The 13103-nt window shown below is 59.5% G+C and carries 10 protein-coding genes and 1 pseudogene; 2 read left to right on the top strand and 9 right to left on the bottom strand.

The window, feature by feature from the left end:
- Positions 1 to 67 precede the first annotated feature (67 nt).
- On the bottom strand, positions 68 to 2290 hold the full coding sequence (locus ACUXVA_RS09445) for a DUF1565 domain-containing protein (protein WP_265080540.1): 2223 nt from the start codon (positions 2288 to 2290) through the stop codon (positions 68 to 70).
- Between the two features lie 595 nt (positions 2291 to 2885).
- Here ACUXVA_RS09445 and ACUXVA_RS09440 point away from each other — a divergent pair.
- On the top strand, positions 2886 to 3959 hold the full coding sequence (locus ACUXVA_RS09440) for a linear amide C-N hydrolase (RefSeq protein WP_265083855.1): 1074 nt from the start codon (positions 2886 to 2888) through the stop codon (positions 3957 to 3959).
- On the opposite strand, the gene ACUXVA_RS09435 is transcribed toward ACUXVA_RS09440, so the two are convergent.
- Positions 3875 to 4480, bottom strand: coding sequence for a tannase/feruloyl esterase family alpha/beta hydrolase (locus ACUXVA_RS09435; RefSeq protein ID WP_265080541.1), 606 nt, complete (start codon positions 4478 to 4480; stop codon positions 3875 to 3877). The two genes, ACUXVA_RS09440 and ACUXVA_RS09435, sit on opposite strands and share 85 nt — an antisense overlap.
- Before the next feature lie 8 nt (positions 4481 to 4488).
- Between ACUXVA_RS09435 and ACUXVA_RS09430 the strand changes: the two genes are divergently transcribed.
- Positions 4489 to 5280 (top strand): hydantoinase/oxoprolinase family protein, encoded by a 792-nt coding sequence (locus tag ACUXVA_RS09430; RefSeq protein ID WP_445491791.1) that lies wholly within the window; start codon positions 4489 to 4491, stop codon positions 5278 to 5280.
- A gap of 101 nt (positions 5281 to 5381) precedes the next feature.
- On the opposite strand, the gene ACUXVA_RS09425 is transcribed toward ACUXVA_RS09430, so the two are convergent.
- The 7 genes and pseudogenes from ACUXVA_RS09425 to ACUXVA_RS09395 all read right to left on the bottom strand — a co-directional run bounded on the left by ACUXVA_RS09425 (position 5382) and on the right by ACUXVA_RS09395 (position 13102).
- On the bottom strand, positions 5382 to 5825 hold the full coding sequence (locus tag ACUXVA_RS09425; protein ID WP_265080542.1) for a BLUF domain-containing protein: 444 nt from the start codon (positions 5823 to 5825) through the stop codon (positions 5382 to 5384).
- A pseudogene (locus tag ACUXVA_RS09420) lies at positions 5756 to 7146 on the bottom strand (putative bifunctional diguanylate cyclase/phosphodiesterase). The gene ACUXVA_RS09425 and the pseudogene ACUXVA_RS09420 overlap by 70 nt, the downstream one beginning before the upstream one ends.
- A 510-nt stretch (positions 7147 to 7656) precedes the next feature.
- On the bottom strand, positions 7657 to 8034 hold the full coding sequence (locus tag ACUXVA_RS09415) for a response regulator (RefSeq protein WP_265080545.1): 378 nt from the start codon (positions 8032 to 8034) through the stop codon (positions 7657 to 7659).
- Positions 8012 to 10777 carry a diguanylate cyclase domain-containing protein gene (locus tag ACUXVA_RS09410; protein ID WP_265080546.1) on the bottom strand — a complete coding sequence of 922 codons (2766 nt, stop codon included), beginning with the start codon at positions 10775 to 10777 and terminating at the stop codon, positions 8012 to 8014. The genes ACUXVA_RS09415 and ACUXVA_RS09410 overlap by 23 nt, the downstream gene beginning before the upstream one ends.
- Positions 10774 to 11388: a biliverdin-producing heme oxygenase gene (locus tag ACUXVA_RS09405; protein ID WP_265080547.1), complete on the bottom strand. Its 615-nt coding sequence runs from the start codon at positions 11386 to 11388 to the stop codon at positions 10774 to 10776. The genes ACUXVA_RS09410 and ACUXVA_RS09405 overlap by 4 nt, the downstream gene beginning before the upstream one ends.
- A gap of 8 nt (positions 11389 to 11396) precedes the next feature.
- Complete coding sequence (locus ACUXVA_RS09400) at positions 11397 to 12608, bottom strand: methyl-accepting chemotaxis protein (protein ID WP_445491787.1); 1212 nt, start codon at positions 12606 to 12608, stop codon at positions 11397 to 11399.
- The gene (locus ACUXVA_RS09395) at positions 12605 to 13102 is read right to left on the bottom strand and encodes a hypothetical protein (RefSeq protein WP_265080549.1); all 498 of its coding nucleotides are present in this window, start codon (positions 13100 to 13102) and stop codon (positions 12605 to 12607) included. The genes ACUXVA_RS09400 and ACUXVA_RS09395 overlap by 4 nt, the downstream gene beginning before the upstream one ends.
- Position 13103: the final 1 nt, after the last annotated feature.

Genomic DNA, 13103 nt, shown 5'->3' with positions numbered 1-13103 from the left:
ATCATCCGCCCGCAAGCTCTTCTCGACACCCTCTGCTGACTTGCGGCGTGGCACGGCGTTGCCGCCTCTATTTGCTCTCGGATGGCGTCCGGCTGTAGACCGTTTTGGCCGGATAGGTCGAGTTCGTGATCGTCAGCGTACTACCATCGAGATTATAGATGCTGGCGCCGTCGCGCGCCTTGTTCTTGACGAATGCCGACTTGTTGACGCCGACGACTGTCGCCTCCAATTGCGAGGCCCGGCTGATCTCATAGATGGCGCCGCCCTGATGGCGCGCGCTATTGGCCGTAAACCGGGCTTGCTCATAGCTCACATGCGAGCCGTAATCCTCGTAGGTTGCGCCGCCATCCTGCGATGCCTGATTGCCGGTGAACGAGCACTTCTGACATGTGATGACGACGCCCTCGCGGTTGACGTTGGCGCCGCCATAGACGGCCCGATTGCCTTTGAAGGCGGTTTCGGAGATCGTGAGATTGGCCTTGCCGTAGGCATAAATCGCTCCGCCTTCGAGTGCTTCGTTGTGCTCGAAGCGGCAATTGTGCAGCGTCATCTTGAATCCGATCGCGGCCTCGCGCGGCAGAAATTTCTTGCCGGCGTGATAGGCAAGCAACCCGCCGCCCTTGCCGTTGTAAGTCCGGCCGACCGCGCGACCGTCACGCAGCGTCAATCCGTCGAGCAGCGCGTCATCGGCGCCATAGAGGACGTGCGCATATCGATAGCCGTCTTTGACGGCCTTCGCGCTCAGAATTGTCCGCGCGCCAGCGGCGTGACGCTGCTCCAGGGTAGTTTCAGTGCCGGCAAACCCGCCGTATAGCTTCACGCCATCATAGAGAATGAAGGCCGCGATACGGCCGTCCTTCTTGGCAGGCCCGTACGTGCCGGCCTTGATCCAAACCGCCGCCTTCGAGGCCGAGGCGAGGTCGATGGCCGCCCGTAAGTCGGTGAACCCGGTTGCCCAGGAAAGTCCGTCCTGTGCCTTGGCCGGGTTGTTCGGGACGACGTAGATGACCGGCGCGGATACGGCCTTGGCGCTGACCGTCGGCCGGATGTACTCGTCCTGATATTCGACCGCGCCGCTGTTCCTTACGTAAATCTGGACGAGTTTCTCGACCAAGCCGTTCTTCAGCAGGAGCGCGCCGTCCAAGCCGGGCTGGTAACCGCGCGCATAAGCCGGCGCGGATTTAAGTGCAACGGGCTCCAACTCTCCCTTGAGGTTGCTGATGGCGATGAATTCGGCCAGCGGCAGCGTGCTTCCCGCAGGAGCGAGCGAGCCGACCTCCGACACAATGTCCTCATGCCAATTATAGACGTTATCGACAACGCTGCGGATGAGGATCGGATTGCTGTTCGCACCGGTCCCCTGATAAAGGCCCGGGCCCAACTCGCTGCTGGCCTTGTTGCCCACGATTGTCACGTTGACGAGCAATGGTGCTGAGCCGCCGTCGTTGCCGATGCCGCCGGCGCTCACGGCCGAGTTGCCTGTGAACAGCGAGTTGAAGACAAGCGGCGACGCGGCAAAGTCGTTGTAAAGGCCGCCGCCTTTGTCGTTGCTGCGGTTGCCGATGAAGCGGCAGTTGATGAAGCGCGGCATAGCGCCGAGATCGTTGCTTACGCCGCCGCCGCGCAGCTCGGCTACATTGTCGATGAAATCGACATTGATGAAGGCGGCCTGGTCCGCGCCCGCCTTGTGCACATTGTAAACGGCGCCGCCCTTCGGCGAGTAGTTGTTCTTGAAGACGACGTTGCGCACGATGGGGCTGGTCATGAAGTTTCTCATGCCGCCGCCAACGACCATGTCGTTCTTGAGAATGTCGGCCGGCACGAGATGCATGCGGGGCTTGTCCGTCCCGTAAGCATCCGAGACCGTGAAGCCATCCAGAATGGCTCGGTCAGCGCCCATAATAATAGTCTTTGTGTTTTTCGTCTTGTCGCCCTTGCCGATATTGCCGCTGAGTATGGTTACGTTCTTTCGAAAATCCCTTTGCTGCCGCGCCGTTTCGTTGCCTGAAAAGCCCCCATAGACAGCGATGTCCTCCTTGAGGGTAAAAGACTTGTTCTGATCGGTCGCATCGGGAAAATACGTGCCGCGCGCCACCCAGATTTCGTCGTTCTTGGAGGCCGCTGATAGTGCATCCTGCAGGGATTGGAACGGGGCTTTCCAGGTGCGCCCGTCCCCCGCACTCTTACTTGCCTGATTCACGTACCAAATTTTTCCCGAATCGGCTTGCGAGACGCCCGAAGCCAAGGCGACGATTGCAGCCACAAAAAATGCTGTGAAAAGATACTTCATCTTCGTTCCCAATAGGTGATTGATCCGCGGCGCGTCGGCTGGCTCCGTAGGCGTTCCAGCGAGCGGCGAAACTATCGAGCAGAGCGCACTTCTATGATGAATCACAGTGCGCAGCTCTGCAAACATGCTCTCGACGTCAATCATTTGTGTTGATCTGAGTCAATGCTGCGCAATACGCCGGTGCTCGTGTTCGCGACCTTCGCTCCGATCTGGCTCTTTCTCACCTCTATGGGTTGGCTTGCCAGCCTGCGTTGCCATCAGCAACGAACCGTCCGTGCGGCGGTCTTTCTCCGCGGCTCGGCGGACCGTCCTTTATTGCGGCTGGCGTCGAGAATCGACCGATCGATTCCGATAGTCGCTGAAACCCGGCCGCTTCTGAATCGGCGATTTTCTCCTTTGAATCAGGAGCGTGAGTTTCTGACGGATCGGCAAGAGCCGGAGGCGCCAAGCGCTCTACGACCGCAGCCGCAATCGCCAGAGCGGATTGAAGGGCGCCGGGCCTCTGATCTAGATCAGCGCATAATCCGTTGCTGGGATCAGGGTCTTCTGGAAGCAATTCCACACGAGATGGTTGTTCCAACAGCTCCAGAAGGTGATGAGAATGAAAAGCTCTGCACTGTCGCGCATTCTAGCAACCACTCTGGCGGCGGTGATCGCCGCCGCACCTTCGCTGTCGCTCGCCTGTACGCGGCTGGTCTATCTCGGCGCCAAGAGGCAGGTCATCACTGCGCGCTCGATGGATTGGCGATTTGAGATGCCCACCAATCTCTGGATTTTCCCGAGAGGCATTGCGCGGAGCGGAGAGGTCGGGCCGAACTCTCTGCAATGGAAATCCAAATATGGCAGCGTGGTCGCTTCGGCTTATGAGGTTTCGACCTCGGACGGCATGAACGAGGCGGGACTTGTCGCCAACATCCTCTGGCTCACGGAATCCCAATATCCAAAGCTCGACTCCAGCAAGCCGGGCCTGTCCATCGCTGCCTGGGCGCAATATGTGCTCGACAATTTCGCGACAGTTCAGGAGGCGGTTGAGGTACTTGAGAACGATCCTTTTACGATTGTCACGGCCGACGTGCCCGGGCAGAAGTTGCTCGCCACGCTTCATCTGTCGATCTCGGATGCCACAGGTGACAGCGCGATCATCGAATACATCAACGGCAAACCGGTCATCCATCACGACCGGAAGTACCAGGTGATGACCAACTCCCCCATCTTCGAACAGCAATTGGCGTTGAATGAATACTGGAAGGAGATTGGCGGCACGGTGATGCTGCCGGGCACGAACCGCGCCGCAGATCGGTTCGCTCGGGCGGCTTTCTACGTCAAAGCAATCCCGAAGGACGAAAATCCCGACCGCGCCTTAGCGAGCGTCTTCAGCGTGATCCGCAACGTGTCTGTACCATTCGGCATTTCGACGCCGGACCAGCCCAATATTTCTTCGACCCGATGGCGCACCGTCGCCGACCATCAACGCAAGCTGTACTTCTTTGAATCGGTGCTGACACCGAATACATTCTGGGTCGATCTCAAGGCGATCGACTTCTCGCCTGAGAACGGAAAGGTGAAGAAGCTCGATCTGGGACCTCAACAGTCGCGCACCTTCTCCGGCGATGCGACGGCGAATTTCCAGGAGGCTGCGCCGTTCAAGTTCTTGGGGCTGCCGATGTGAGCACTGCCGCCATAGGCATGGCCGTCGTCGCTATTGGATGTCACATACCCAGTTTGCGCCGCGGCCACCGCCGTAAGTACGCGGACGTTCAGGGCAGTCACCGACTTGAAATCGGCCGAGCCGGCATACCCGCCTTGACCATAGGCCATGTAACGTTTGTTCCAGTTGGTCGCAGCCGGCAGCCACACGTTCAGGCTGATGCCCGCGGAGGACGACGGCGCATCGGCCGGACCAGGCCTGCCAGGGCCGATGATCAGTTTGACGAGACACACATCCTTCTGCGCCTTGGGGGCTGACAGCTTCTGGGCCTCGTCGAGGGCAATTGGATCGCCCGTCCTGAATTCCCTGGTCAGAATGACCGTGGTGTCGCCGCCGATATCCACGGACTTGAGATGATCGCAAGCGATCCTGTCATTTGCATTCTGAGCGGAAGCAGAAGTCGCCGCCGTGACAATGTTTGCAGCCGACAACAACAGCAGCAGAATCCTGCTGGTCGAGAACGTACGGTCAAAGCGCTGCATGATGGTCGATGCCCACTTCTGGTTCAGCCAAGGACCGGCAATACTTTGACGTCGTAGATGCTCGATGCCGCGACTACGCGGTCGAGCGGAAGCCGTGGGCGCAGTGCAGGCCGCCGGCGGCCAGTATCGCACCCCAAGGACTGCAGCGGCTTATTGTTTTCGGACATTGGCACGAGGTTCAGCAGGTCGCGGATCGGCGTCGCGCGATCAGCGTCATCGACGTCAGTCTCGTGCCAAGCGCAACCGAGTTGACCGGCGAATTTGTCCATTACGAGGTAAGTGCCTCGCTCGACATCGTCGGCGCTAATAGATGGGGCACGTATGGCAAGAGAGGAGCAGACTCCTGCACAATCAGTCACACACGGCGCGATTGTGTGCGCATGCTGGAATCCGGTCCGGCGGCGGGAGTGATCGGCGCGCAAGCCATCTGTTCACAGATGGGACTTAGTGACGCGATTGCCTTCGACTTGGGGGGGACCACGGCGAAGGCCGGCGTGATCAGCAACGGTGAGTCGCTGGCTACTGGCTCGGCGCTGATCGGCGGCTACGAGAAGGCGTTGCCAATCCAGATTCCGATGATCGATATCTTCGAAGTTGACACGGGTGGCGGTTCGATCGCCCGTATCGGCGAAGGAAACTCGCTGCGGGTCCGACCACAAAGCGCCGGCTCGATGCCCGGACCTGCCTGCTATGGGCGTGGCGGCGACGAACCGACGGTGACGGACGCCAACCTGTTGCTTGGCCGCCTGGACGAGGCCAATTTTCTCGGCGGCGAAATGACGCTCGACAAGAAGGCTTAACAACAAAGCCCCGCTCGCTCTCCAAGGGGCCTTCTGCGACCGCGCGACTACTCTAGGCCGGCAGTGTCAATGCCGAAGATGGCTATGCCGCCGCCCTTCGTTCAGGCGGCACGCGCTTCCTCTTCAAGCGCAATCATATAGATGACTTCGAAAATCCGCTCTCCCTCAAGCCGCTTCGCCTCGAATCCGGTTTCTTGCCCCATGCGACCGAATAGATCCTGACCTTCTCGCGAGCGTCCGACATATCCCATCGACCATGACGGAAATCTGCGACCCGACGCCTGCGCGAATTCCAGCACCTGCAAATCGCCGTGGCGACGATCGCGCTGGATACGTTCGAACGTGGCTTCGACGTCGCGACGATCCCCCTCCAGCACCTGCGCAAAGATCCCGGTATTAAATATGAGCGCACCCGTGATGGCGACGCGCGCATTATTTGACTGCGAAGACAAAAGAATTCCCGCGATCTCTTCGGCTATTTCCGCGAAATTTCCCCTGATGCGACTCTTGCTGACGTAGACGAGGCGGTAAAGCTCGATCGACATTTGTTGGCCCCTCTCGAAATTTCAAAATCCGGCGCATTCGATGTTCGCTTGATGACGATACTTGGCTGGGCCAACGAGTGGTTGCCGTGCGCTCGGAGGAACTCCGATATCATGTTTGGAGGAAGAGGTTTGCTGATGAGGTACCCCTGGACGTCGGTGCAACCGGCGGCGAGGATTAGGGCCATCTGCTCCTCGGTTTCAACGCCCTCCGCGACCGTCGTCATTCCCAGACTTCGGCCGAGTGCCGCTATCGCACGCACAATCGCCATGGCGGCCCGATCATCGAGGCCCGCGCGGACGAAAGATTGATCGATCTTGATTTTGTCGAAGGGGAAGCTGCGCAGAGAGCTTAGGGATGAATAGCCGGTTCCGAAATCATCCATCGACACCCGTACGCCAAGTTCGCGAACCCGGCGCAAGACCTGTAGCGCGGATTTGTCGTCTGCAAAGAGTACGCTCTCCGTGATTTCCAGCTCCAGCCGTCGCGGCTCCAGGCCACTTTCGGCGAGAGCAGACACGACCGTGGCGGCAAGATGATTGCCGCTGAGCTGAACCGCCGAAACGTTGACTGAAATGCCGAGGGGCTCTGCCCAACTGGCAGCTTCGCGGCATGCAGTCCGCATCACCCATTCACCGATGGGGCCGATGAGACCGGTTTCTTCGGATAGAGGTATGAATTCGGCTGGCGGCACTGCCCCCTGCTTGCGCTATTCCACCGGAGCAGCGCCTCGAAGCCAGTAATTTTCCTTGATTTCAGGTTATACTGGGGTTGATAGACCAGTGCGAATTCTCGCAGCGCAAGAGCGCGCCGCAAATCGATTTCGAGATTGCGGCCGGCTTGCATCTCGTCGTCCATCGCCGTCTCGAAGAAGCAGTATCTGCCCCGGCCTTTCTGCTTGGCGCTACAGAGCGCCAGTTCTGCGTATTTTAAGATTTCGCTCCCGTCAGCGATTGGGCTTTGTGCGATCCCAACGCTGGCGCCGATATTGATGAGATGGCCTTTCAGCAGATAGGATCGGCTCAACAGGTCGATGAGCCACTTTGCCAATTGCGCCGCGGCCTGAGGTTGAGGTTGTTTGCTTTGCACGACATAGAATTCGTCGCCATCACAACGCGCGGCGAAATCGTCGCGCCCCAGCGCGGATTCGATACGGTGCGCTACCATGCGTAACAGCGCATCGCCTATATCATGGCCCAACGCGTCATTGACGGCCTTGAACCGATCCAGGTCGATCGCCAGTACGGAGACAACTTGTCGGCCGCGCTCGGAGAAGGCTGCCGCCAACCGTTCCCGCAATATCAGACGGTTGCCGATCAGCATCAGCATATCGGAGCGAGCCTCCGCATGCTCCTTGTCGGCCCCCTTATCCGCAATGTCTTCGACTGTCATAAGGGCGCCTTGTGAGAGCGTGGTACGCTGAACGAGGCGCGCACCAAAACTGACAATTCAGCTTCGATCTTCCATTCAGTTCAACAAGTTTGATTTCAATATCTTCAGCAAGAACCATCGCATCCGCACCGTCATGAATATTGGCGTCACAGTGTAGCCACGCCGGCGTTACGACGATATGAAGAACCACGACGACATTGCTCGCATCGCATGAACGCGAATTGAGACAATATAAGCAACGACGCTACCGATCAGTCCAAGCGTATTGCATTTCGCCCTTGATTGCCCAACCCAAGGAGATTTCGGCGAGCATTCGATGCATACCAGCGTGGCCCACGTGCCAACAGCGGCTGCCCGTACATCAGATGCTATGGAGCAGCCCTTGACTACGGCCTCTGGGAGATCGGCGATTTGATGCCAATGGCCGAATTGGCAGGTGAACTAGACCGCGCGTTGAAGAATCGACGACACGGCGTTCAGCAGCTCCTGCTTTTCAAAGGGCTTCAGCAATACCTGGTCGGCCCCGAAATCCTGCTCGGGCAGCCTCTCCCTCGATCCGCAACCATTAGGATCTCCACCGGTGATGGCCAGGAAGCGCGTTCCCGGCGACCGTGCCCGACCCTCGCGGATGACATCGGTCCCGTTCGAAACGGGCATCCAGATATCTGTGATCACGAGGTCAAAGGGCGTATCTGTGAGCAGCTTCAATCCCTGCTCTCCATCCAGCGCGCTGGTGACGTTGTGACCTTGCCCCTCCAGAACGATTTTGAGCGACAACAACACCGCCGGAACGTCTTCAACTACCAATACCGCCGCCATTTTTCATTTCTCCGTTGTTTCCCGGTATTAAGATTGTCACCGTCGTCCCGCAACCGGGCTCGCTGGCGAGCACAACCGAGGCACCGATATCGCGGACGAGGCCGTAGACGAGGGAGAGCCCAAGCCCTGTCCCCTGCCCAACGGGCTTCGTGGTGAAGAACGGTTCGAAGGCGCGATCCAACGTTGCCTTATCCATGCCGCAGCCACTGTCGATCACACATAACCGCATGAAGCTGTTTGACAGAGCCAAATCCGCTTCCCCGTGTTCGCGAACGTCCTCTTCCAGAGCGATCGTCAATTCACCCTGACCGTTCATCGCCGCCGCTGCATTGATAGCGAGATTTAGGAGTATCTGGACGAACGTGGTGCGGTCGATCTTGACCAGGGGCAGACGCCCCTCGATTCGGATCGAGATAACAACGTCGGTCGGGACGGCTTGCCGCACGATCGGGAGGCTATCGTGCAAGAGTACGAGCGGATCATGGATTTCGCCGTTTGACACCGTCGGTCTGGAAAACGCCAGCATATCTCCAATGATCTGCCGCGCCTTCATGTTGCAGTCGAGCACGATGTCGAGATGCTGCTTGCCCTCGCCGATGACCAGGTCCTTGTCGATGACATCCTGGGCCAGAAGCGTGACCGGCTGGAGCATGTTGTTGATTTCGTGGGCGACCCCGCCCATCGTTCGACCGAGTGTTTCCATTTTCTGCCTCTGAGCTTCGGCCCTTTGCTTGGCCCCAATCATGACGATCGCTTCCCGCATTGCATCGTTTGCCGCACTGGCGGGATCAATCATATTCGATTGATCCACAACTGAGATGCCGATGCCGGATGCCAGGTGAAACAAACGTCCGCAGAGTTCATAGGGCACCGCAATCGCACGCCGAATCTCTTCACCGAGTTCGGCTGCCGCTGCTGGTTGCAGACCGCGGCAGAGCACGACAAATTCGGCGCCCCCTAGCCGCGCCGCAAAGTTTCCCGGACCTGCGGCGACGACCAGGCGCTGCGCCATTTCGATCAGCAGTTCGTCCCCTGCCGCGTACCCCATAGTTTCGTTGATGTCCTTTGTCTCGTCGAGACTGAGGAACAGCAAAGTGACAACCGTCCCAGTCTCTCTTTCGGCCTCCGCTAGGCGCTTCTGTAGCAGCGTTCGATTGGGCAGCCCGGTCAGCGGATCGTGGTGGCGGAGTTCGAAAAGCTCGACTTTGGTGCGCTTGGCCACCTCCACCATGACTATGCTCCCCAGGTCGCGTGCGAGGGCTAGATCAGCCTCCACCCACGGCACGGAATGACCCGTCATGATCTCCTTCCATGCCGCGAACGAGGCACGCGGGGAGATTCGCTCGGTGACAGGGTCGATAGCGGCATGCTCGGCCGGGTTGCCGCCCCAGACAATCGTATGCGCCAGTTCAGGCCGGAACCACAGGATCGCGTCACCAGCACTGCCGGCGAGTGGCAGCAGCAGCGCGCCGCTACCTTGACTGGCGCAGCCGGCGAGATCGGGATAGGTTAAGGTCAAGTCGTCTACCGCCAACGCCCCGCCGCCAGCTTTCGGCAGCAGCAGCGCAAGGGCACGTTCCGCCTCGGGCTGCGATGGCGTGTCCCCGATGAAAAAGACTTTCCCGGAAAGCCGCAACATCGCCCCAGCCGCATCCACCAGACCCAGGAGCTCCTGCCTTGCCGTGGCAAAGGCGTCCGACAACGAAACGGCGGCAGCGAGTCGATCGGCCAATGCACGCAAGATTGACGTTCGCCCAAGCCGCGTGGCCAGCATCTCCGCCTCGCTCAGACTACCGAGCAGCAGCGATAGGAACTGCCCCATCAAGTCGGCGACCACCCGCAATTCAGGCTCGACGATCCGCGGCGTTGTGTGATGGCACGCCATCATGCCCCAGAGATGCTCGCCGTCTGTAAGCGCGATCGTCAGACTTGCCGCCGTGTTCATATTACGCATATATTCGCGGTGTATCGGCGAGACGCTACGTAGCGCACTATGGGTGAGGTCGAGCGGATCGCAGTCATCCGACTCGGGATCCGTGAGCAGCAAAATCGGCCGATAGCTGGAATCGGCGACCGAGCCGACGCGCTGGCGCAACAATTGCCGCCTGGCCTGCGATGGGATGTCCGCCGCAGGATACCACTGACCCAGATATGGCTTGAGTCCCGCCACACAGGCCTCTGCAATTATTTCTCCATGCCCGTGCGGGCTGAAGCGATACACCATAACCCGATCATAACCGGCGATGGTGGCCAATCCGCGAACCGCGAGTTCGCATAGCTCGCTACAGGTGGCTGCACTCTCCAATGTCCCGAGCACCGACTGCAACATGCTGACAACCAGTCCGCGCGGCCTGTCGGGCTGCATCGGCTCGATGTCAACGCAGAGATGGCGGCCGGATCGATAGGAGCGCAGTTGGAGAAGTCCGCCAGCCGGCCCGGGAAGAAGAAAGATCCGCTGGCGCGGCTCAACCCGACCGGCCGGCGCGACAACCTGCAGAACGTCGGCCGCCCCTTCGCCGATCACATGGTGCAGCGGCTGCCCAAGCGCCGCTTCGGCGGGACAGCCCAAAATCGCCGACAGATTGGCGCTGGCATGGGTCACCAGCCCGCTATCGATCAGCGTCGCGAGCAGCGCGCCGTGCGGCTGAATAGCGCCGGGGATATGAATCGGCTCTTGCTCGCATCGCGACATATCAAGGGCGAGCGTAGCGAGCCGGGCGTGTGGCTGCTGTCCAACGTTCACGGTTGGCCGACTTTCAAGGCGCAAAACGGCGCAAACCAGACCATCATGGCCCGAAAGGTTCGCTGCGCGCCGTCTACTACCTCGACACAATGTTCCGGCTCCATGTATCCAAACTCATCCAACGCCAATCGAAATTCTTGCCACGCCGGACCAACCGCGCCGCCCCGTCCACCGAAGAACTGCGTCGTTCCGGCAATCGCGGCGCCAATCCGCGGCTCGATGTCACGCAAGATCATCCGCCCGCCGAGTGCAGCTCCTTCGATGACGTAAAGTGCGCCGATCGCGTGCGCAAAGGTCGGCAGATCGGGCACCAGTGCCGGCGAAGCCCGCGGCAGTTCGCGCGGATCAACGCCCAGACCAACAAGATCATCAACCAGGGCGCAGGAGTGGTGGCGCGGGGGCGTCAAGAGGCCGAGTGAATCCCAGCCGGCGAACTTCGCCAGCGAGTGCTCGAGCGGATCGTAAAATCCGAGGAAACGGCCGAGCCAGTCCTGATAGTCGCCGCGGTTGCAAATGGCGCCAGGCAGCCGAAGCAGGACCTCGATCTCTCGATGCAGAGGCGCGGTCCGTTGCCGCAGCTGCGCCGAAAGCGGTATGAATGGGTCCTGCATTCGCGGCCTCACGAGAGAGCCTTATTTTCCGCGGCCGGCTGCGAGGCAGGCCCCATGCCCGTGCCGATATCCTCAAGCTTACTCTTCAACGCATTCATATGGCCATCGACCGAATTCGCCGTCTCCAGCACGATTTCCGACAACATCCCGCTATTGGAAGCGATCTGAGCCGCCTCGCGGATTTCGCGCGACAGCGTGAACACCGCGTCCCGCATGCTTTCCAGGTTTGTGGAGACCCGCGTGGCCACGCTCTCCTGCTCGATAAGGGCCTTTCCAATTGAACCGCTGGCCGCATCGACGTTCGCAATTGTTCCCACCAGAGCTTGCAGTGACTTCACACTCTCGGCGACCATGCCGGTCATCTCGGCGATCTTCTGACCGATCGTATGTGTTGCCTCTGCGGTCTGGTGCGCAAGTTGTTTCACCTCATTGGCCACTACAGCGAAACCCTTGCCAGCCTCGCCGGCGCGCGCCGCTTCGATACTCGCGTTGAGAGCCAGCATCCTGGTCTGCCGGGCGATAACGTCGATCATCTTGGTGACATCGGACACCGATCGCGAAAGCGTCGCCATGGTTTCGACGCAGCCCCTTGTGATCTCCGCCTGGTCGGAGGCTTCCCTAACAATTGCAATCGAGCGCTTAACTTCTGAGCCGATGAACCGGATAGAACCGCTGAGTTCGCTGCCGAATGCATTCAGTTGCTCGATGCCGCTTTCAGCATCAACCGCACGCGACATAGCGCCCTTAAACTGATCCTTCGCCTGAGTCGATGCGATGGCCATCTCGTTTGCCATCTCGCGCATTTGGTGATTGTCGGCGAGCACAGTATTCACGGAGGTGTCGACCTGGTCGACAATTGCCGAGCCGAACAATCGCATTGCGGTCTGCATATCCTGCGCGGTACCCGAGTGAACGCCTACGAGCACCCGTGAATGAGTGCCCGGGCGAGGCTCGTCTACTGTCAGTTCTTCGGCGGCGGCTTCCATCGCGCGGACAGGAAGTCGCGGCGGATCGACTTCGATAGTGGGGGGCCGGTAACGTCTTATCGCCGCTAACAGCGAAATTCCGGTGACCACCGCGCCAAGCATCCGCGCCAAAAAGGGCGTATCGGGCGTTATCATGATGGCAACGCCGCACGCGACGCTGGCAAGCATCGGCACGAGCACGATCCGTGGCGTACGGACGCTAACAAAGGTCGATGCCGGGAGGGCAATGGTCATCCGGCGGACTCTTCTCGGCTGCTGCCCCTGGCGCCGTTTCGTCCCGCAGCGAAAGAAAATTGGCGAACGGCGTTATTGTGTACCTCGCGCTGCTCTTCTGAGACATATAGCGCCGCCAAATCGTTTAGCGACAGCCGTGCGTCGGACGACATATCAACGACGGCCATGCGTTCGAGGGCCGTTACCACGCAGTCGACGGTTTGGCACGTGAAGTCATTGCGCTGGGCCTGCGCAAAGGCGAGACTTTCGAGCGACCGATTTATTTTGGCTTCCGCCGCGATCGCGGCTTTGCATTCCTCGTATAGATTGGAATCAGAATCACTACAGCGCTTCGAAAATTCGAGGACCAGACCTGACAACAGTGAAAGCACGTCGGATGTTTGCCATAGCAGTTCGACCGTCGCGCCGATATCGATGCGACCGCGAAGCTCAGAGACTTGCGCCGCGAGCACGGCGCAAACGAGCTTATCGCTGGCTTTGGTATCGAATTGCATG

This window comes from Rhodopseudomonas sp. RCAM05734, assembly GCF_052658035.1.
The sequence above is the reverse complement of the archived record's forward strand: the minus strand, read 5'-3'. Positions and strand labels throughout refer to the sequence as shown.

What these genes read in the sequence shown, in the direction of transcription:
- ACUXVA_RS09415 (WP_265080545.1), bottom strand. Translation starts at nt 8,034, where the DNA reads ATGGCGGCGGTATTGGTAGTTGAAGACGTTCCGGCGGTGTTGTTGTCG.
- ACUXVA_RS09405 (WP_265080547.1), bottom strand. Translation starts at nt 11,388, where the DNA reads ATGCAGGACCCATTCATACCGCTTTCGGCGCAGCTGCGGCAACGGACC.
- ACUXVA_RS09430 (WP_445491791.1), top strand. Translation starts at nt 4,489, where the DNA reads ATGCCCACTTCTGGTTCAGCCAAGGACCGGCAATACTTTGACGTCGTA.
- ACUXVA_RS09425 (WP_265080542.1), bottom strand. Translation starts at nt 5,825, where the DNA reads ATGTCGATCGAGCTTTACCGCCTCGTCTACGTCAGCAAGAGTCGCATC.
- ACUXVA_RS09440 (WP_265083855.1), top strand. Translation starts at nt 2,886, where the DNA reads ATGAGAATGAAAAGCTCTGCACTGTCGCGCATTCTAGCAACCACTCTG.
- ACUXVA_RS09445 (WP_265080540.1), bottom strand. Translation starts at nt 2,290, where the DNA reads ATGAAGTATCTTTTCACAGCATTTTTTGTGGCTGCAATCGTCGCCTTG.
- ACUXVA_RS09435 (WP_265080541.1), bottom strand. Translation starts at nt 4,480, where the DNA reads ATGCAGCGCTTTGACCGTACGTTCTCGACCAGCAGGATTCTGCTGCTG.
- ACUXVA_RS09395 (WP_265080549.1), bottom strand. Translation starts at nt 13,102, where the DNA reads ATGCAATTCGATACCAAAGCCAGCGATAAGCTCGTTTGCGCCGTGCTC.
- ACUXVA_RS09400 (WP_445491787.1), bottom strand. Translation starts at nt 12,608, where the DNA reads ATGACCATTGCCCTCCCGGCATCGACCTTTGTTAGCGTCCGTACGCCA.